The sequence below is a fragment of the Salinicoccus sesuvii genome, from assembly GCF_042648145.1.
GTDB lineage: Bacteria > Bacillota > Bacilli > Staphylococcales > Salinicoccaceae > Salinicoccus > Salinicoccus sesuvii.
Genome location: NZ_JBHRWV010000007.1, coordinates 424,474 through 443,624, shown reverse-complemented (window position 1 = coordinate 443,624; position 19,151 = coordinate 424,474). Strand labels below are relative to the sequence as shown.

At 45.3% G+C, this 19,151-nt stretch carries 20 protein-coding genes; all 20 read left to right on the top strand.

All coding sequences use genetic code 11. The annotated features are described in order from the left end of the window. The first annotated feature begins 237 nt into the window (after positions 1-237). On the top strand, positions 238-606 hold the full coding sequence (locus ACFOJ8_RS07990) for an Asp23/Gls24 family envelope stress response protein (RefSeq protein ID WP_380654959.1): 369 nt from the start codon (positions 238-240) through the stop codon (positions 604-606). Between the two features lie 21 nt (positions 607-627). Then, positions 628-2,265, top strand: a complete 1,638-nt coding sequence (locus tag ACFOJ8_RS07985; protein ID WP_380654956.1) for a DAK2 domain-containing protein — start codon at positions 628-630, stop codon at positions 2,263-2,265. Positions 2,266-2,322: 57 nt separating this feature from the next. Continuing rightward, positions 2,323-2,988 (top strand): L-serine ammonia-lyase, iron-sulfur-dependent subunit beta, encoded by a 666-nt coding sequence (gene sdaAB / locus ACFOJ8_RS07980; RefSeq protein ID WP_380654953.1) that lies wholly within the window; start codon positions 2,323-2,325, stop codon positions 2,986-2,988. Between the two features lie 10 nt (positions 2,989-2,998). Beyond that, positions 2,999-3,871 (top strand): L-serine ammonia-lyase, iron-sulfur-dependent, subunit alpha, encoded by an 873-nt coding sequence (sdaAA, locus tag ACFOJ8_RS07975; RefSeq protein WP_380654950.1) that lies wholly within the window; start codon positions 2,999-3,001, stop codon positions 3,869-3,871. Then, positions 3,871-5,844, top strand: coding sequence for an ATP-dependent DNA helicase RecG (recG, locus tag ACFOJ8_RS07970; RefSeq protein WP_380654947.1), 1,974 nt, complete (start codon positions 3,871-3,873; stop codon positions 5,842-5,844). Before sdaAA ends, recG begins: the two co-directional genes overlap by 1 nt. Continuing rightward, positions 5,841-6,509 (top strand): sortase, encoded by a 669-nt coding sequence (locus tag ACFOJ8_RS07965; RefSeq protein ID WP_380654944.1) that lies wholly within the window; start codon positions 5,841-5,843, stop codon positions 6,507-6,509. The genes recG and ACFOJ8_RS07965 overlap by 4 nt, the downstream gene beginning before the upstream one ends. Positions 6,510-6,628: 119 nt before the next feature. Then, a complete protein-coding gene (gene fapR / locus ACFOJ8_RS07960) occupies positions 6,629-7,201 on the top strand; it encodes a transcription factor FapR (RefSeq protein WP_380654941.1) in 573 nt (190 codons plus the stop codon). Further along, positions 7,194-8,177 carry a phosphate acyltransferase PlsX gene (gene plsX / locus ACFOJ8_RS07955; RefSeq protein WP_380654939.1) on the top strand — a complete coding sequence of 328 codons (984 nt, stop codon included), beginning with the start codon at positions 7,194-7,196 and terminating at the stop codon, positions 8,175-8,177. Before fapR ends, plsX begins: the two co-directional genes overlap by 8 nt. Then, complete coding sequence (gene fabD, locus ACFOJ8_RS07950) at positions 8,174-9,079, top strand: ACP S-malonyltransferase (protein ID WP_380654936.1); 906 nt, start codon at positions 8,174-8,176, stop codon at positions 9,077-9,079. The genes plsX and fabD overlap by 4 nt, the downstream gene beginning before the upstream one ends. After that, positions 9,072-9,809 carry a 3-oxoacyl-[acyl-carrier-protein] reductase gene (gene fabG, locus ACFOJ8_RS07945; RefSeq protein ID WP_380654934.1) on the top strand — a complete coding sequence of 246 codons (738 nt, stop codon included), beginning with the start codon at positions 9,072-9,074 and terminating at the stop codon, positions 9,807-9,809. Before fabD ends, fabG begins: the two co-directional genes overlap by 8 nt. A 34-nt stretch (positions 9,810-9,843) precedes the next feature. After that, positions 9,844-10,080, top strand: a complete 237-nt coding sequence (locus tag ACFOJ8_RS07940; RefSeq protein ID WP_380654931.1) for an acyl carrier protein — start codon at positions 9,844-9,846, stop codon at positions 10,078-10,080. Between the two features lie 108 nt (positions 10,081-10,188). Next, the gene (gene rnc / locus ACFOJ8_RS07935; RefSeq protein WP_380657084.1) at positions 10,189-10,956 is read left to right on the top strand and encodes a ribonuclease III; all 768 of its coding nucleotides are present in this window, start codon (positions 10,189-10,191) and stop codon (positions 10,954-10,956) included. After that, positions 10,956-14,510: a chromosome segregation protein SMC gene (smc, locus tag ACFOJ8_RS07930; protein WP_380654929.1), complete on the top strand. Its 3,555-nt coding sequence runs from the start codon at positions 10,956-10,958 to the stop codon at positions 14,508-14,510. Before rnc ends, smc begins: the two co-directional genes overlap by 1 nt. Continuing rightward, a complete protein-coding gene (ftsY, locus tag ACFOJ8_RS07925; protein ID WP_380654926.1) occupies positions 14,507-15,625 on the top strand; it encodes a signal recognition particle-docking protein FtsY in 1,119 nt (372 codons plus the stop codon). The genes smc and ftsY overlap by 4 nt, the downstream gene beginning before the upstream one ends. Before the next feature lie 20 nt (positions 15,626-15,645). Continuing rightward, positions 15,646-15,957: a putative DNA-binding protein gene (locus ACFOJ8_RS07920; protein ID WP_380657081.1), complete on the top strand. Its 312-nt coding sequence runs from the start codon at positions 15,646-15,648 to the stop codon at positions 15,955-15,957. Positions 15,958-15,969: 12 nt separating this feature from the next. Further along, the gene (gene ffh / locus ACFOJ8_RS07915) at positions 15,970-17,316 is read left to right on the top strand and encodes a signal recognition particle protein (RefSeq protein WP_380654924.1); all 1,347 of its coding nucleotides are present in this window, start codon (positions 15,970-15,972) and stop codon (positions 17,314-17,316) included. A 96-nt stretch (positions 17,317-17,412) separates the two neighbouring features. Further along, on the top strand, positions 17,413-17,688 hold the full coding sequence (rpsP, locus tag ACFOJ8_RS07910; protein WP_160651302.1) for a 30S ribosomal protein S16: 276 nt from the start codon (positions 17,413-17,415) through the stop codon (positions 17,686-17,688). Positions 17,689-17,694: 6 nt separating this feature from the next. Next, positions 17,695-17,922, top strand: a complete 228-nt coding sequence (locus tag ACFOJ8_RS07905; RefSeq protein ID WP_380654921.1) for a KH domain-containing protein — start codon at positions 17,695-17,697, stop codon at positions 17,920-17,922. Positions 17,923-17,977: 55 nt separating this feature from the next. Next, on the top strand, positions 17,978-18,472 hold the full coding sequence (gene rimM / locus ACFOJ8_RS07900; protein WP_380654919.1) for a ribosome maturation factor RimM: 495 nt from the start codon (positions 17,978-17,980) through the stop codon (positions 18,470-18,472). Then, positions 18,469-19,140 carry a tRNA (guanosine(37)-N1)-methyltransferase TrmD gene (gene trmD, locus ACFOJ8_RS07895; RefSeq protein ID WP_380654916.1) on the top strand — a complete coding sequence of 224 codons (672 nt, stop codon included), beginning with the start codon at positions 18,469-18,471 and terminating at the stop codon, positions 19,138-19,140. The genes rimM and trmD overlap by 4 nt, the downstream gene beginning before the upstream one ends. The last annotated feature ends 11 nt before the right edge of the window (positions 19,141-19,151 follow it).

Here is a 19,151-nt window from a genome sequence, read left to right as displayed (position 1 = left end):
TGACCAAGTCTCTTAGATGAACACTAGGAGACGTATACTTCTTTTAACGAGTGGACGGGTCGAGTAGGCTTCACCTCTAATGGTTTGCGCTTACAATAGAAGTCAAATATAATACAAGAAACAACAGTTATATTAGCCGTATGCATTTTATATAATCAACTCTGCAGATGACGGATCACACTTGTAATCACCTGTCATTTCTGCTTATAATAAAATGATGCGACAGGGGGTAAAATAATGGCTCTGGAAATAAAAAATGAACTTGGCAGCATTGATATCGCAATAGATGTCATCTCCAACATTGCCGGTGGTGCCGTGGTAGAAAGCTATGGCGTAGTCGGCATGGCTTCAAAGCATCAAGTAAGGGATGGCTTTGCGGAATTACTCGGTAAAGAGAACTATGCGCGAGGTGTCATCGTCGACAACAAGGATGGCGATATTAACATTGACCTTTATATCATCGTAGGCTATGGAATTAAAATTTCCGAAGTCGCAACGAATGTACAATCAACTGTAAAATATAAACTTGAAAAGACGCTTGGACTTGATATTAAGTCAGTAAATATCTACGTGCAAGGCGTCAGAATCATTAATACCGAGGACTGACCAGGGAGGATTTATTAAGTAATGGATAAGATAGATGGCAGAATGTTCAGGAATATGATTTTAAGCGGGGCCGAGAATCTAAGGCAACACGCTGAATATGTGGATTCTTTAAATGTCTTCCCTGTGCCTGACGGTGATACGGGCACGAATATGAACCTTTCCATGACCTCGGGTGCAGATGAAGTGGCGGATAAGGAAGATGTTCATATCGGTACTGTGGGAAAGCACTTTTCAAAAGGGCTACTCATGGGAGCACGTGGCAATTCAGGGGTCATCCTGTCCCAACTCTTCAGAGGATTTTCCAAATCAATCGAAGAAAAAGAAGAGATCGCAGCATCGGATTTCGCCGCTGCGCTTAATGCAGGAGTCAAGACAGCCTACAAAGCCGTAATGAAACCAGTGGAGGGTACAATCCTCACAGTAGCTAAGGATTCTGCCAACAAAATTGAGGAAATTGGTGGTTCCGAATCCTCCATCATAATGGTGATGGAGGCAGTTATCAAAGAAGCAAAGGCCTCTCTTGAAAGAACGCCGGAATTGCTTCCTGTACTTAAAGAAGTGGGCGTCGTCGATTCTGGTGGGCAAGGTCTTGTGTACGTCTACGAAGGTTTTCTTTCTGCCTTGAAAGGTGAACCAATCGAAACGACTGAAAAAACAGACACAGAAACATTCGTGAATGATGAACATGATTTCGAAGAATTCATGTCTGTAGAGGATATCGAATATGGATTCTGTACAGAATTCATGGTGCGTTTCGAGGCGGACAAACGAGCATTTGATGAAGAGGACTTCCGCCAAGAAATGAGTGCATTCGGTGATTCTCTACTCGTGATATCGGATGAAGAGATTGTCAAAGTTCATGTTCACACAGAAACACCTGGTGAAGCCATGACGTACGGCGCAACTTATGGTGAATTAATCAAAATGAAGATCGAAAACATGCGTGAGCAGTTTAGGGCAGTCCATCATAAACAGAGTGCCGTAAATGAGAAAAAAGAAGACTACGATACAGCAATCATCACAGTTTCTTCCGGAGAAGGCGTCAATAAGCTGTTCACAAGCCTTGGTGCTACACATGTCATCAATGGTGGACAGACTATGAACCCTTCAACTGAAGACATTCTAAGAACAATCGAAGAAGAAGATGTTAAATCTGCCATCATCTTGCCAAACAATAAAAATATCATCATGGCAGCAGAGCAGGCGCGAGACATGCTGGATATTCCAGCGGTCGTTATTCCCACACGTTCCATACCGGAAGGGCTCTCCAGTCTCTTAGTCTATTCGCCTGATGCGGAACTTGAGGAAAACAAAGAGGCAATGGAAGCTTCCCTTGAACATGTCAAGACTGGGCAGGTCACTTACGCGGTCAGAGACACGAAAATTGATGGCATCGAGATCCGCAAAGACCAGCATATGGGTATCAAGAACGGTAAAATTACTGGTGCGCATGACTCGCGTGAAACTTCACTTAAGCAGTTAATCGAGTCCATGCTTGATGAAGAGTCGGAAATCGTTACTGTGCTAATAGGTGATGAAGGGGATGCGGATGAAGTAGACCGTATCATTGAAGCGCTCGAATCGGAATACGATGATGTGGAATTCGAGGTTCATGATGGACAGCAGCCGGTGTACAGCTATCTGCTATCTGTAGAGTAATCATAATAATCTCATCGGTTCCATGGAGCTGGTGAGTTTTTTAATGGAGGGGATTATATGAAGTATAAAAGTGTTTTTGATATTATAGGACCGGTAATGGTCGGACCTTCTTCATCACATACGGCAGGAGCAGCGAGGATTGGACTACTGGCTCGCAACCTTTTTGGCGGACAACCGGATCATGCTGACATTTACCTTTACGGTTCTTTCAAAGATACCTACAGGGGACACGGTACTGATGTGGCGCTGATCGGAGGGTTGCTCGGTTTCGATACAGATGACGATCGTATTATTACGGCGCACGCGCTCGCAGAAGAGGCCGCGATGCATGTACAGTTTATCGAAATGGATGAAGAACGCTCTCATCCAAATACTGCACTGCTTCATCTCGTAAAAGGAGCAGAGCGTCTGACTGTAGAAGGTATTTCTATTGGAGGCGGTAAGATTGAGGTGGTCAGCATCAACGACTATCCAATCAATATTTCAGGGAACTACCCGGCCTTGCTCGTTTTTCATAAAGATACGTTCGGGACGATTGCACGGGTGACGACCATTTTGGGCAATAATCGCATTAATGTCAGCCAGATGAACGTCTCACGCAAAGAAAAAGGGGATATTGCATTAATGACCATTGAACTCGATGAACGGATCGATAAAGCGGTCACCGAAGAAATCCGCGAGGCATCGGGTGTCGAAAGAGTAATGGAAATGGAAGAAAGCTAGGGGGGCCATTATGTTTAAAACTATTGAAGAACTTATAACGAAAGCGTCGGCGGAAGAAAAATCAATCGCAGATATCATGATTGCCCAGGAGATTGAAGCGACCGGAAAGTCTTACTTGGATATCTATAAAGATATGGAACGGAACTTGGAAGTCATGGAATCAGCTGTCGAAGAAGGGTTTGGCGGCGTTGAAAGTACCACTGGCTTGACCGGTATGGATGCCGTAAAAATGAAGAAATACATCGATAGTGGGAAAGGGCTCAGCGGAGAATTGACACTCTATGCCATCGCTCATGCCGTCAGTACCAATGAAGTGAATGCCGCTATGGGTAAGATTTGTGCTACACCGACAGCAGGCTCAGCAGGCGTCGTTCCTGGTGTGCTTTTTGCCATGCGAGAGAAGCACGATATAAGCCGTGAAGATATGGTGAAGTTTCTATTCACTTCAGGTGCCTTTGGTTTTGTTGTGGCTAATAACGCCAGCATTTCAGGTGCTGCCGGGGGCTGCCAGGCGGAAGTCGGGAGTGCCAGTGCAATGGCTGCAGCGGCACTTGTTGAGATGGCAGGCGGAACTCCGGAAATGAGTGCCCATGGGTTTGCCATCGCTCTGAAAAACATGCTTGGGCTTGTATGCGATCCGGTGGCTGGTCTGGTTGAAGTCCCTTGTGTCAAAAGGAATGCAGCAGGTGCGAGTAATGCGCTGACTGCAGCCGACATGGCCTTGGCTGGCATCGAATCCAGAATACCAGCGGATGAAGTAGTCGAGGCGATGTACAAGATTGGCCTAACTATGCCGTCTGCACTGCGTGAAACAGGACGTGGCGGCTTGGCTGCAACACCAACAGGAGAGCGTATAAAAGCAGAACTGTTCGGTGACCAGTAATGCTCGCCCTGTATAATATCATCACACCAGCACCACCGGTGGAAGATATGAAGGGTGTCGGACCAAAACTTCGAGATAAGCTTCTTGAACTTGATATTAAAAATGTGAATGATATTGTATTCCATCTTCCGAGTGGATATGAGAACCTGACTGTCATGAATCTGACTGAAGCCAAGCATAATGATAAAGTCACGGTGGCTGGTCTCGTCAAGACGGAGCCTACTGTTGCCTTCTTTAGAGGCGGGAAGAGTCGTCTGACCGTATTTATGGAAGTGAATGGGATGTATGTTAAAGTCGTATTCTTCAACCAGCCTTACCTAAAGGATAAGCTGACTGTCGGGGAGCCCGCCAGAGTTTCGGGGAAGTTCGATCTTCACAAGCTTGAAATCAATGCCCAAAAACTTATTTTTGATGCTTCAGGTGGCTTTTATGTGAAGTACTACCTTGGTGGTGTAATGCATTCGAAGACTTTCAGTAAGATTGTAGCCGAAGTATTTGAAAAATGTATCTTCAATTATGACCTTCCGGAAGATCTGAAACAAAAGTACAGATTGCTGTCAGTAAGGGAAGCACTATGGCATCTCCACTTCCCTAAAAATCCGCATGATATTAACGAGGCGCGCCGGACAATCAAATTCTATGAGCTATTTATTTTTCAGCTACAATTGATGGAGAAACGAAAACAGGAGCGTGTCAGGAATGAGCGGTACATCGTCAATTACGACGTCGATGCCCTCAGAGAGTTTATCGAGACACTGCCTTTTGAACTTACTTCCGATCAGAAGCGCAGTGCCAACGAGATTTGCCGTGATCTAAAGCAAAATATTTCAATGCACCGACTGTTGCAAGGGGATGTAGGAAGCGGCAAGACAATCGTTGCCGGATTAGCGAGTTATGCGATAAAGACCATCGGTGACCAGACTGCGCTAATGGTTCCTACAGAGGTGCTCGCGAACCAGCACTATCAGTCGTTTATGGAGATATTCGATGGTCGGCTTAATATTGCTAAGCTGACAGGAACGACATCACGTCGGGAGAAAATCCACATACAACAAGCCTTGCGGGAAGGAGAGATAGATCTCCTCATTGGTACCCACGCGCTGATAGAGGATGACGTCATCTTTAAAAGGTTGTCCCTTATCATCACGGACGAGCAACATCGATTCGGCGTCAATCAAAGAAAACGGTTAAACGATAAATCCTACCGGAAGAACGTTCTCTACATGACAGCTACACCCATTCCAAGAACCCTCTCCATCACCACTTTTGGTGACATGGATGTCTCAATCATCAAGGAAATGCCAAAAGGTAGAAAGCCTGTTGAGACATACTGGCGACGATTCGATGAAACAGATGAAGTGCTCAATGCACTGGCTGCTGAAATCAAGCAAGGCCATAGTGCTTACATTGTTGCACCTCTCATCGAAGAATCGGAAACATTAGATTTAAAGAACGTACAAGAGATATTCCAGCTGTTTACCAATCGTTTCGGAGAGGAGAACGTCGAGCTTGTCCATGGGCGGATGAAGCCGGAAGATAAAGCAGCAGGCATGAAACGGTTCGAAGATCACGAGAAGCCGGTGCTTGTGTCAACGACTGTCATAGAAGTGGGGATCAATGTACCTAATGCCACTTTCATGGTAATATTCAACGCAGAACGGTTCGGACTATCTACACTCCATCAACTGAGAGGTCGGGTCGGGCGAAGTGACAAACAGAGCTACTGCATTCTTGTCAGCGACCCGAAGACTGAAAATGCCAAGCTCAGAATGGATATTATGACCAGTACAACGGATGGATTCGAACTGAGTGAACGGGACCTTGAGATGCGCGGCCCAGGTGATTACTTTGGGGTACGTCAGAGTGGTCTGCCACAGTTCAAAGTGGCGGATTTATCGGAAGACTATCGGGTGTTGGAACATGCAAGAATAAGTGCAATCGACTATGCTGCAAAAATGGAGGCAGATGGATGAGATATGTTCTTAGAATCTTCGGTGTCACGTTGATACTTTCAGGAATCGCGCTTTTCTTCTGGCAAGATATCCGCGAAATGTTTACAGACCGGGTGAACGAACGGGTGATTGAAGCCTATCAAGATGGTGGGCGAGATGTGGAATTGAATATGCTCGAGTCATTTATTACAGGTATAGACGATTCGGAACATGCTACAAGCGCTGAAGACATGTCCACTACTGAAAACAGTACACCTCCCTCGGAACTGAGCGTGGAGCATGTAGCAGGTATTCTGACAATCGAGTCGGCAGGAATAAGGGAACCGGTGTTTAAAGGCCCTGTAACCGAGTACAATCTTAAAAGGGGATTGTCTTTTGTGGATGAAACAGATCATGTTGACATGCAGAACATTCCAATCGCAGGACATCGTGTCGAAGGCGCCGGAATCCGGTTCAACCATCTGGACCGGGCTGTCTTGGGCGATGAAATCACTTTTGATACTGCCAGTGGGGTTCGAACGTATGAAATCACTGAAATATTCGAAGTGGAGCCTTCGCAAGTCGAAGTGCTCAATCAGACAGAAGGTGCTCCCCAGCAGCTTACACTCATCACTTGTGAGGATTACAATCCTGAAACATTGTTGTTTGAGAAGCGGCTCATCGTAAGGGCTGCAATAGCAGAATAAAAATGGTGCGTGTTCTTCGGACATGCACCATTTTTGTCTGGTGTTTTAGAAATTATTTGAAATCATCTGTTCAGTTATATATACTGATGTTAGTACCAACTACTAAATGAGGTCGACATATGGCGAAATATAAGAAAAGAGAACGCCAGGAACTTCTGATCGAAAAAGTATCGACAGATCCCTTCCTGACTGATGAGCGACTATCCGAAATGTTTGAGGTCAGTATCCAGACGATTCGTCTGGATCGTCTGGAGTTGAATATTCCTGAACTTAGGGAGCGCATCAAGCATGTGGCGAGAGAAGAGACAGATAAGATTCGCAGCCTTTCACTACAGGAAGTCGTCGGTGAAATCATTGATCTTGAACTTAATCACTATGCGCTGTCACTATTCATTGTTGAGGAAGGGCATATATTCAAAAAAAATCAGATTGCCAGAGGGCATTATCTGTTTGCACAGGCCAATTCCTTATGTGTTGCTGTTATTGATGAACCGCTTGCATTGACGAAGTCTGCCCAGATAGAGTTCATCAAGCCAGCGAAACTTGGTGATAAGGTAATATCAAAGGCAGTAGTTGAAAAAATGGAAGACAGGATTGCCGCGATTACAGTGGAATCGAAGATTGAACAGCGTCTTGTATTCAAAGGGCGTTTTGAAATGTACTATACAGGTGAAGGTGAAAACAATGGTTAAAATTGCAGTCGATCTAATGGGTGGAGACAATGCACCTGCAGAAATTGAAAAAGGCGTACTCAAAGCTGTCGATGCAGATGAGTCTATTGAGATACTGCTCTATGGACTCGAGGGCGCCTATACAGGCAATCATCCCCGCATACAGTTCGTCGCAGTTTCCGAAAAGATTGAATCGGAAGATGATCCTGTCCGTTCGGTCAAGCGGAAAAAAGACAGTTCTCTCGTGAGGGCATGCCATGCAGTAAAAGATAAAGAAGCAGATGCTTGCATCTCGGCTGGTAACACAGGTGCGCTGATGAGTGCCGGACTATTTATAGTCGGACGCATCAAGGGCATTGAACGCCCTGCTATTGGAACACTGCTCCCGACAACGGATGCTGGCGGTAAGGGGACGATGTTGCTTGACATGGGTGCCAATGCTGATAATAAGCCGAAACACCTCCACCAGTTTGCGATTATGGCGGACATTTATATGCGTGATAATGAAGGACGCAGCAATCCGACCATCGGTCTCGTGAATAACGGCAGTGAAGCCAATAAAGGCAGCGAACTGACAAAAGAAACGTATCAATTGCTTGATGAGAGCGAATTGAATTTTGTAGGCAATTTCGAAACACGCGATATTCTCTCAGGTAAAGTAGATATTGCAGTGACGGATGGATTTACAGGCAATGTAATACTTAAAACAATTGAAGGCACTGCCATGTCACTCATGGGCGAAGTGAAGCATGCCTTTTTAAAGAATGCCAAAAATAAGCTTGCAGCGCTCATTTTGAAGAAGGATATACAGTCCGTTAGAGACTTGCTGGATTACCGTCACTACGGTGGTGCCCCGTTGCTCGGTTTGGACGGGAACGTCCTGAAGGCTCATGGTTCAAGTGACAGTACAGCAATCGTATCTGCCATCAGACAAGCGAAAAGAATGGCCCAATCCAATGCTATAACCAAGATTAAAGAAAGTGTGGGAGAAGAATGAAGAAACTTGTTCTATTTCCAGGCCAAGGCGCGCAATACAACGGTATGGCCAAGGATATATATGAAAACTCCGCAGAAGGTCGGACACTGCTTGATGAAGTGTTCGTCAATGTGGATTACGATCTAAAGTCCATCATGTTCGGAGACGATACACGTCTGAATCAGACTGAATATACACAGCCGGCTCTGTTCGCGCACAGCCTTGCGGTGCTTGCAGCAACAGGCATCAAGGGCGATATCGTGCTCGGGCATAGTCTCGGCGAACTGCCAGCACTGGTCCACGCTGGTGTACTCAGTATCAAAGATGGCGTACGTATCGTTGCAAAACGGGGCGAACTGATGGCGCAAAGCGAAGAAGGGGGTATGGCAGCTGTGATTGGCATGGAACACGAAGCACTTGAAACACTATGTGCCTCTCTTTCCGATGAAAAACGCAAGATACAGCCGGCTAATATCAACGCACCAGACCAAATTGTTGTCTCTGGTGACCGTGAGCTAATCGAGACATTTACGACAGAAGCTAAATCGCATGGTGCACGGAAAGTGATGCCACTAAACGTATCAGGCGCATTCCATTCACACCTTATGGCCCCGGCTCAACAGGACTTCAAGGATTTCGTCGATAATATCGAATTTAATGCACCCGCCATTCCGGTAATCCAGAATGTTTCTGCTAGACCTGAGACAGACCCGGAAAAAATTAGGGAACAGCTCATCGATCAGCTGACCCATCCCGTGCGTTTCGTTGAATGTATTGAAGCCGCAGTTGAATATGGAGTGACGGAAGCGGTGGAAGTCGGACCAAAAAAAGTATTGAACGGACTGGTAAGAAAAATAGATCGTTCCATCACTACATCAAATATTGACACGATGGAGCAAGTAAAGGAGTTCAAAAATGGGTAATATTGCACTTGTAACAGGCGCTTCAAGAGGCATCGGCAGGAGCATTGCACTGAAACTTGCGGAGAATGGCTACACAGTTATCGTCAACTACTCCGGTTCTAAAGATAAGGCGGAAGCAGTAGTGTCAGATATCGAGGCTGCAGGAGGCACCGCAGAAGCACTGCAGTGTCAAGTTCAAAACTTCGACGAAGTGAAGGAGATGGTCAAGCATATTACAGACGCACATGGATCAATCGATGTCGTCGTTAATAACGCTGGTGTAACAAAGGACAATCTGCTCATGAGAATGAAGGAAGCGGAATGGGATCAGGTCGTCGATGTTAACTTGAAAGGGACATTCAACGTCATCCAAAATGTGGCGCGTCCGATGATTAGACAAAAAGGCGGCCGAATCATCAACGTTTCAAGTATCGTCGGCTCACTTGGTAATGCAGGCCAGACAAATTACGTGGCTTCAAAGGCAGGCATCGACGGTATGACTAAATCAGTGGCCAGAGAGCTTGCTCCAAAGGGCATTACAGTAAATGCCGTTGCACCGGGATTTATCGAGAGCGACATGACAGATGTGCTTTCAGATGATATCAAGTCCCAGATGCTGTCTCAGATACCTTTGAACCACTTCGGTAGCACAGAGGATATCTCCGAAACAATCGCGTTTCTTGCATCCAGTGCCGCACGTTACATCACTGGTCAGACCATTCATGTAAATGGTGGTATGTACATGGGCTAAACCCTGTGGTACCATTGGAGGGAGGTGAAGAATAATGGCAAACTTTGATAAAGTAAAAGACATCATCGTTGACAAACTTGGAATCGATGAAGAAAAAGTGACAAGAGATGCATCTTTTAAGGATGACCTTGGTGCAGACTCTCTAGATATCGCTGAGCTTGTTATGGAACTTGAAGATGAGTTCGAAATGGAAATTCCGGATGAGGAAGCTGAAAAGATTAACACAGTAGGCGACGCTCTGGATTACATCGACAAACTGGAAGCGAAGTAATGATAAAATCCACTTTTCGAAGTGGATTTTATTTTTGTAGTACAACTTTTATTCAGTATGACAATCATTTAAAATAGTGGAATGGAGGCGGATATGATGAGTGATAAAATGACTTTCAAAGCAATTGAAGCACGCATCGACAAAGACAGGCACGCAAAGCGTGGACTCGCAAACTTCCGTCGGGAATTCAGGGATTTCATTGATAGAACAGGTATTGAAGTCGAAGACGAAGCGCAATATATTCAGGCTTTCATGCACAGTTCCTACATCAATGATCTGCAGATGGATAAGATATACAATAATGAACGTCTAGAATTTCTTGGGGATGCAGTACTAGAATTGATGGTTTCAGATTATATATACGAGCGATTTCCAAAATTGCCGGAAGGTGATCTGACCAAACTCAGAGCCAATATCGTATGTGAACCCTCACTTGTAGTATTCGCAGAAAAGCTTAAGATGCACCCCATGATATTGCTTGGCCGAGGAGAGGAGAAGACAGGCGGACGTGAACGGCCTTCGATTGTCTCAGATACATTCGAAGCGTTTCTTGGCGCACTCTATTTGGACAGAGGTTCTGAAGCAGCGCGGCAATTCCTTGAGCGTCATGTATTCCCGGAAGTGAAAGGCAGCGACTACAATGCGGTTATCGACTACAAGACAGCACTTCAGGAGAAGATGCACAAGACGCATGGAAAGAGTGTTGCATATCAGCTTCTCGAATCAACGGGGCCGAGCCACGACAAGACGTTTGTGACTGGCGTATATACAGATGGAGAGATGATTGGCAGAGGTTCTGGCCGATCCAAAAAGGAATCGGAACAAAAGGCAGCGCGACATGCCCTCGTAGAAATGGATGATGGGGAGAAACAGTAATGGTATATTTGAAAGCAATCGAAGCACATGGTTTCAAATCATTTGCCGATAAAGTGAACATTCAGTTTGATGCTGGGGTCACTGCGGTGGTTGGGCCGAATGGAAGCGGCAAAAGCAATATCACCGATGCCATTCGTTGGGTACTTGGCGAACAATCTGCACGGTCTATACGTGGTGTAAAGATGGAAGATGTCATATTCAATGGCACCACTGACCGTAAGCCGATGAATTATGCTTACGTCAGGCTTGAACTTGACAATACTGCACGGACATTGCAAATGGAAGCAGATACTGTGCATATTACAAGAAAATTGTATCGTAACGGTGATAGCGAATATTTTATTAATAGTGATAAGAGCCGACTGAAGGAAATCAATGAGCTTTTCTTGGATTCGGGACTTGGACGTAATGCATTTAATATTATTTCGCAAGGCGAAGTGGATGAAGTGCTAAACGCTAAACCTGATCAGAGACGTGGGCTGATTGAAGAGGCAGCGGGCGTAATGAAGTATAAACTGCGCAAGAAGGAGTCGGAGAAGCGCCTTGAAGATACTGCCGGCAACCTAGATCGTGTGCATGATATCATTCACGAACTCGAATCCAGAGTGCACCGCTTGGAGCAGGAAAGTGCCAATGCTAAAGAGTATCTTGCACTTAAAGAGGAAATGCGTCAAAGCGACATAGAAGTGACGGTATATGATGTGGACGCCCTGCTTGCTGAGCTTAAAGCTGAATCACAGGCGCTTGCATCGGTCGAGCAGTCCATTGCAGCTGATCGCGAGGATCTTGAAGGAATCGAAGCACATATGAACCTTCTCGCACAGAAAAGAGATGAGCACGACCGTAAAAATCGAACGCTCAACAGTAAGCTGGTTGACCTATCTAAAAAGCTCGAGCAGACCAACGGGCAGATTGCGCTTTTTAAAGAACGCAAAGACAACAGAGGACAAGCGACTGAAGATCTGAATTCTCGTCTCGAAGTTTCTATAGAGCGCCATGACTACCTGCAAAGCCAACACACAGAAGTCCTTGAGACACTTTCAGAGTTGACGCATACAGCTGAAGATCTCAAGCAGACGATTAATGAAGCTAAGAAGGAACGTCAGGAACTGATGAAGGATCAGAGTGGGGAAATTGAGCAACTGAAAGATCAGTACTATGATCTGATGGTTCAAAAGACGACACTTGAAAACGAGCATCGACGTGCAGAAGATGAGAGATCGCGTCTTGGTGACAGTATTCGTCAGAAGCAAGACCGGCTCGTCTCTTTAAAATCAGCTCTGGAAGAAGAGCAATCGCGTCATCTAACTTTGCAAAAACAACATGAGGCAACTCACATTACACTATCTGAAAAACGGAAAGCATTCCAAGAAGTAAATACTGGAGTCATGTCACTGCAGTCGCAATATGATAAAGAGCGAGAAAAGCTCGACACTGCCAAAAGATATATTGAACAACAGTCATCGAAGCTTGAGATGCTAACCACTATGCAGAATGAATACCGGGGATACTATCCCGGTGCACGCTTTATTCTGAAGAATCACAAATCATCAGAGGGGATCATCGGTTCGGTAGGTGAGTTGCTGTCGACCGACAACCAGTATGTCAGAGCCCTTGATACTGCACTTGGAGCACAGGCTCAAAACATTGTTACAGCAGACGAATATAGTGCCAAGCAGGCCATCAGACGCTTGAAGGAAGCCAAAGCGGGCTTTGCAACCTTTCTGCCGGTGGATGTTATTAGACAAAAGCACATTCATTCCGACGTTAGAAATACAATCGACCAGTCATCTATTGATGTACAAATCATGTCGGAAGTCGTTCACTATACAGCTAACATTTCAAATATCGTTTCACATCTGCTCGGTACTACACTTGTCACAAGGTCGATGGACGATGCCACCAAACTAGCCCGTGAAATCGGACACAAGCTTCGTATTGTCACGGTCGATGGTGAAACAATTATGCCGGGTGGTGCTATGTCTGGCGGCTCTAAAAATACCAAGAGTTCAATCATTGAAAGTCAACGTGAACATCAAGAGACAAAAGAAAAGTTAGAAGAATATCAAGAAAAAACACGCCATATGACTGCATCTCTTACACGTCTCGGTGAAAATTTGACAGAACAGATGGTTCAAAAGGACAAGTTGGAATCTGAGGGCAGAACCCTTGCCGAACAGAATGATGCTACGCAAGCTGAAATCGGTCGGTTGGAGTATCATATTGAAGCTAAAATAGAAAATATCGCGATTCTTGAAGCGGAATTAAAGGCAATTGATGCGCCTCTTGATGCCAATGACCAAGCAGAACAAATTCGATCTGTAGAAGTGGACCTTGAAGCATTAGATGCACGAATTAAAAGAATGAGTGCTTCAGAGCAGGATAAAAAAGAAACACTGCGACAGTTGACCGATGAAGGGCATGCGATGGAACGCGAACTCGCAATGGTCAGTGAGCGGCTTAGTCACTCGAGGAGCGAAGCAGAGCGCTTGGAAACGGAACTGGGTGATGCCAAGCTCACAGTCGAGGACATCACTGCCAAAAAGCAGATGCTTGAGCAGGATATCAGCACACTCGATATCGAAGCACTCGAAGCGCAAAAGGGAACACTCGAACATCAGGTCGCAGAACTTTACGAGTCGACCGAAGCAGCTGCTACTATGCAACATAAAATGAAGCAGGAGTATATTTCCCACCAGGAGAAGAAGGATACCTATCTCAAACGTCTCAACGAGCTACAGGATGCTCTAATCAGGCACAGTTCATCGAAAGAGAAGCTCGATGTTCAAATCGAACAGAAGATCGAATATTTATCAGAAACTTACAAAATGACGTATGATAGAGCAAGAGAGGAATATCAGGACTTCTCGAACATCGAACAGAAGCGGATGAAGATAACGCTCAACAGGAAGAGCATCGAAGAACTGGGTCCAGTGAACCTCGGAGCAATCGATGAATATGAGCGGGTCAATGAACGCTATCTGTTCCTAAAAGCTCAGGAGAGCGATCTATATGAAGCGAGACAGACACTACTTGAAGTCATTGAAGAAATGGACGAAGCAGTAGCTGTAAGATTTCAGTCTGCGTATGACCAAGTTAACCAGCATTTCGGAGAGGTGTTCAGAAGAATGTTCGGTGGTGGGCAAGCAGAACTCAGACTCACTGAACCTGGCAATTATCTTGAGTCTGGCGTCGAAATATATGCCCAACCTCCAGGCAAGAAACTGTCTACACTTTCCTTGCTTTCAGGAGGAGAACGGGCTCTGACTGCTATTAGTCTGTTGTTTGGGATACTGAAGGTGCGTGTTAGTCCGTTCATCATATTAGACGAAGTAGAAGCAGCACTTGATGAAGCTAACGTAGTACGCTATGCACGTTATTTGAAGGAACTCTCACAAAATACCCAGTTCATCGTAATTACCCACCGCAAGGGGACGATGGAGGAGAGTGATCGTCTGTTTGGCATAACCATGCAGGAACGCGGAGTCAGTCAGCTGATTAGCGTCGATCTGAAAAATTACGAAGAAACTACCAGAGAGGAAGAAACAGTTTGAGCTTTCTAAAAAGACTAAAAAATAAGTTCCAACCGAAAAGTGACCAGACCGAGGGTCAGGATCCGGAAACTCTTGAATCGCAGAGTGAAGCTTTAGATGATGGCTTAATCAGCATAGAGGAATTTGAGGAATGGGAACAAGAACAGATCGGCTACAAGTTCAAAGCTGGACTTGAGAAAAGCCGCGAAAAGTTTCAAAATGAAATCAATGAACTTATGGCACGCTACCGCACAGTAGATGAAGACTTCTTCGAAGCGCTTGAAGAAGTATTAATTTCAGCTGATGTAGGATTTAATACAGTCATGGAACTGACCGATGAACTGCGTCATGAAGCTAAAATAAAGAATATTACAGAAACGGCGGATCTTAGAGAGACGATTGTCGAAAAGATGGTGGAAATCTACGAACGTAATGATGATCTTCCAGAAACAATTAATATTCAAGAAAATGGTCTATCTGTCATTCTTGTTGTGGGTGTCAATGGGGTCGGTAAGACGACAAGTATTGGTAAACTTGCGTACAAGTATAAACAAGAAGGCAAAAATGTGATGCTTGCTGCCGGAGATACGTTCCGTGCAGGAGCAATCAGTCAGCTCAAAATTTGGGGAGAGCGAGTCGGGGTTGATGTCATATCTCAAGCCGAAGGTAGTGATCCTGCTGCTGTGATGTATGATGCTGTCAGTGCAGCCAAAAAGCGTGGTGCTGATGTACTGATTTGCGATACAGCCGGTCGCCTGCAGAATAAAGGCAATCTGATGAACGAACTGTCGAAAATTAAGAAAGTTATCCAGAAAGTTGTGCCTGAAGCTCCTCACGAATCGTTGCTCGTGCTCGATGCGACAACCGGTCAAAACGCACTTAGCCAGGCCAAAGCTTTTAAGGAAGTGACCGATGTTTCAGGTATCGTCCTGACCAAGCTTGATGGTACTGCGAAGGGTGGAATCGTTCTTGCGATTAAAAACGAGCTCGGCATTCCAGTCAAGTTTGTTGGACTGGGTGAGCAGCTTGATGATCTTCAGGAATTCAGTGCAGAAAATTACGTCTATGGATTATTTGCCGATATGGTCTCTGATGCTGAAGAGATTGTGGATGGTGAAGAGGAGGATAAGGAGTGATTGAAGGTCTTGAGCGTACGATGCGCATGAATTACCTCTATGACTTCTACCATACACTGCTTACAGATAAGCAACGCAAGTATATCGAGCTGTACTACCTTGAGGATTTTGCCTTTAGTGAAATTGCCGAAGAACTTGAAGTGACAAGGCAAGCGGTATATGATAATTTAAAGCGGTCGAAAGATCTGCTCGAACATTATGAAGGTAATCTCGGCATGTACAAGAATTTCGTAACGAGACAGTCTCTACTCAGACGCTTGAAGGAGAGGCTTGGACATAATCAAGATGAGGAAATCGCAACAATTTTAGATGAGCTTGAAATGCTCGATTAGGAGGAGAAAGTTATGGCATTCGAAGGTTTAGGAGAACGCCTCCAGGCGACGATGGATCGCATAAAGAGCAAGGGGAAAGTCACGGAGTCCGACGTAAAAGTGATGATGCGTGAAGTACGATTGGCGCTACTTGAAGCGGACGTCAATTTCAAAGTTGTCAAGGAGTTTGTTAACCAGGTCAAGGAACGTGCGCTCGGAGCGGACGTCATGCAATCACTTACACCAGGACAACAAGTCATCAAGATCGTCAGAGAAGAACTGACTGACTTGATGGGTGGAGAGAACCAAAAGATAACACTTGGTACAAAGCCGCCAACAGTCATCATGATGGTAGGTCTACAAGGTGCCGGTAAGACAACGACTGCAGGAAAGCTCGCATTGCATCTTAGAAAAAACTTTAACAAGAAACCAATGCTTGTTGCTGGAGACATATACCGACCAGCTGCCATCGACCAGCTCGAGACAGTCGGCAGGCAGATAGATATACCTGTATTTTCAATGGGCGACCAAGTAAAACCTCAGCAAATAGTAACTGAAGCCCTAGATCACGCCAAAGCAGAGCATTTGGATACAGTGATCATTGATACAGCGGGTCGACTGCATATTGATGAAAACTTAATGAGTGAATTAAAGGATATTAAGGGCATTGCTAATCCGCACGAAATCATGCTTGTTGTGGATGCAATGACTGGTCAAGATGCAGTTAACGTCGCTGAATCCTTTAATGATTTGCTGGACATCACAGGGGTGACCCTGACAAAGCTTGATGGAGACACACGTGGTGGAGCGGCGCTCTCCATCCGTTCTGTGACGAAGAAGCCAATTAAGTTTGTTGGTATGTCCGAGAAAATGGATGGTCTTGAAGCTTTCCACCCCGATCGCATGGCCCAGCGTATACTTGGTATGGGCGATGTGCTCTCCATCATCGAAAAGGCTCAGGCCAATGTAGATGAAACAGATCAGAAAGCACTGGAACAAAAGATTAAGGACCAGAGTTTTACGCTAGACGACTTCCTTGCTCAGATGGATCAAGTTAAAAACCTTGGACCGTTGGATGAATTGCTGAAAATGATGCCTGGCGCAAATAAGATCAAAGGTCTCGATCAGATGCAGATGAGTGGTAAGGAGATTGATCATGTCCAAGCCATTATCCGGTCGATGACCATGCAAGAACGTGAGAACCCGAGTATACTCAATGCCAGTCGAAAGAAGCGGATTGCTAGAGGCTCCGGAAGAAGCCTACAAGAAGTCAACAGGCTCCTTAAGCAGTTTGGGGATATGAAGAAGATGATGAAGCAGATGACGAGCCAGAAAGGTAAGAAGAAGAATCCATTCGGTAATATGGGCCTACCTTTCTAGAACTGATACCCTGTAAAGCAAAAGGTCTTTACAGGGTATCTTGTTTCTGTTATAGTAGTAAAAGTGAAATTGAGAAATTGAAAGGAGTTAATAAAAATGGCAGTTAAACTTAGATTGACACGTATGGGTTCCAAAAAGAAACCTTACTACCGTATTGTTGTTGCGGATTCCCGTAGCCCAAGAGACGGTCGTATCATCGAACAGATCGGTTCATACAACCCGACTATAAAAAGTGATGACAATGTAACACTTGATGAGGAAAAAGCACTTGCATGGTTGCAGAATGGTGCGAAACCAAGTGATACAGTACGTAACATCCTAAGCAGCAAAGGTGTTATGGAACGTTATCATAATGCTAAACTCGGGAAATAATCTCGTATGAAACAATTGCTTCAAACAATTCTTGAACCGATGCTCGAACATCCCGAAGCGCTAGAGATCGAAGTCGAGGAGACTGAGTACGATATCTCCCTAAAGATCAGCGTCCACGAGGAAGACGTGGGTCGTGTCATCGGCAGGCGGGGTCGCATGATAAAAGCGGTGCGAACCATCCTGTCGAATGCAAATCACGGCAGTTCAAAGAAAGTGTTTGTAGATGTCGATTAGGCACACCGGGCGGTGTGCCTTTTTTGTACCTTTACCATATTTGAGGAGGCAAATAATGAAAATCAGTATCGGTCGCCTAGTCAATTTTCACGGTATTCGTGGAGAAGTAAAAGTTTTGAGTGATTCAGACTTTGCAGAAGACCGTTTTTCCCCAGGCAACAGTGTAGAAGTGGGAGGTACTTCTTATACCATCGATAGCTATCGCAAGCACAAGAACTTTCATATGTTGAAATTTGAAGGTGTAGGTAATATTAATGAAGTGGAGCACCTGAAAGGTTCTGACGTACTTCAGGAGACAGAAGCAGTGGAGTTGCCTCTTGATGAAGGAGAATTCCACTACAAGGACATCATCGGCCTCGACGTATTGCTTGAAGGTACACTGGAATCAATCGGCAAGGTCTCGGATATATTCGAAACAGGTGCAAATGATGTCTGGGTGGTCGATGGCAGCAAACAGTACATGATTCCTTATATTGAAGATGTGGTGAAGGATATAGATCTTGAGTCTGGTCATATCATCATCCATCCGATGGAGGGGCTGCTAGATTGAATATTCATTATTTAACACTGTTCCCAGAAATGTACCAAGGTGTCCTTAATACCTCCATTCTTGGCCGCGCAAAAGAGAAAGGTATTGTCAACTACCACGCAGTCAATTTCAGAGATTACTCTGGAAATAAGCATAATAAGGTTGATGACTATCCCTACGGTGGTGGGGCGGGTATGGTCCTCAAACCGGAACCTGTATTTAATGCGATGGAGGCGATGGACCTAAAGTCACCACGTGTTATCTTGATGTGCCCCCAAGGTCGCCCGTTCAATCAGAAAATGGCCGAAGAGCTTAGCGAAGAAGAGGATATCGTCTTCATCTGTGGTCACTATGAGGGATACGATGAACGCATACGTACACTCGTGACAGATGAAGTGTCGATTGGAGACTATGTGCTGACCGGTGGGGAGCTTGCGAGCATGACGATGACGGATGCCATCGTCAGGTTAATCCCTGGTGTCTTGAGTCGTGAGGAGAGCCACCAGGAAGATTCTTTCAGCACTGGTATGCTCGAACACCCGCACTATACAAGACCACGTGAGTACCGTGGAATGGAAGTCCCGGAAGTGCTGTTGAATGGCAATCATGCACTCATTGAGCAATGGCGTCGTGAGGAGAGTCTGAAACGTACGAGGGAAAGAAGGCCGGATCTGCTTTCTGATCAGTAAAATGATTTAAA

What these genes read in the sequence shown, in the direction of transcription:
- ACFOJ8_RS07990 (WP_380654959.1), top strand. Translation starts at nt 238, where the DNA reads ATGGCTCTGGAAATAAAAAATGAACTTGGCAGCATTGATATCGCAATA.
- ACFOJ8_RS07985 (WP_380654956.1), top strand. Translation starts at nt 628, where the DNA reads ATGGATAAGATAGATGGCAGAATGTTCAGGAATATGATTTTAAGCGGG.
- sdaAB (WP_380654953.1), top strand. Translation starts at nt 2,323, where the DNA reads ATGAAGTATAAAAGTGTTTTTGATATTATAGGACCGGTAATGGTCGGA.
- sdaAA (WP_380654950.1), top strand. Translation starts at nt 2,999, where the DNA reads ATGTTTAAAACTATTGAAGAACTTATAACGAAAGCGTCGGCGGAAGAA.
- recG (WP_380654947.1), top strand. Translation starts at nt 3,871, where the DNA reads ATGCTCGCCCTGTATAATATCATCACACCAGCACCACCGGTGGAAGAT.
- ACFOJ8_RS07965 (WP_380654944.1), top strand. Translation starts at nt 5,841, where the DNA reads ATGAGATATGTTCTTAGAATCTTCGGTGTCACGTTGATACTTTCAGGA.
- fapR (WP_380654941.1), top strand. Translation starts at nt 6,629, where the DNA reads ATGGCGAAATATAAGAAAAGAGAACGCCAGGAACTTCTGATCGAAAAA.
- plsX (WP_380654939.1), top strand. Translation starts at nt 7,194, where the DNA reads ATGGTTAAAATTGCAGTCGATCTAATGGGTGGAGACAATGCACCTGCA.
- fabD (WP_380654936.1), top strand. Translation starts at nt 8,174, where the DNA reads ATGAAGAAACTTGTTCTATTTCCAGGCCAAGGCGCGCAATACAACGGT.
- fabG (WP_380654934.1), top strand. Translation starts at nt 9,072, where the DNA reads ATGGGTAATATTGCACTTGTAACAGGCGCTTCAAGAGGCATCGGCAGG.
- ACFOJ8_RS07940 (WP_380654931.1), top strand. Translation starts at nt 9,844, where the DNA reads ATGGCAAACTTTGATAAAGTAAAAGACATCATCGTTGACAAACTTGGA.
- rnc (WP_380657084.1), top strand. Translation starts at nt 10,189, where the DNA reads ATGACTTTCAAAGCAATTGAAGCACGCATCGACAAAGACAGGCACGCA.
- smc (WP_380654929.1), top strand. Translation starts at nt 10,956, where the DNA reads ATGGTATATTTGAAAGCAATCGAAGCACATGGTTTCAAATCATTTGCC.
- ACFOJ8_RS07920 (WP_380657081.1), top strand. Translation starts at nt 15,646, where the DNA reads ATGCGCATGAATTACCTCTATGACTTCTACCATACACTGCTTACAGAT.
- ffh (WP_380654924.1), top strand. Translation starts at nt 15,970, where the DNA reads ATGGCATTCGAAGGTTTAGGAGAACGCCTCCAGGCGACGATGGATCGC.
- rpsP (WP_160651302.1), top strand. Translation starts at nt 17,413, where the DNA reads ATGGCAGTTAAACTTAGATTGACACGTATGGGTTCCAAAAAGAAACCT.
- ACFOJ8_RS07905 (WP_380654921.1), top strand. Translation starts at nt 17,695, where the DNA reads ATGAAACAATTGCTTCAAACAATTCTTGAACCGATGCTCGAACATCCC.
- rimM (WP_380654919.1), top strand. Translation starts at nt 17,978, where the DNA reads ATGAAAATCAGTATCGGTCGCCTAGTCAATTTTCACGGTATTCGTGGA.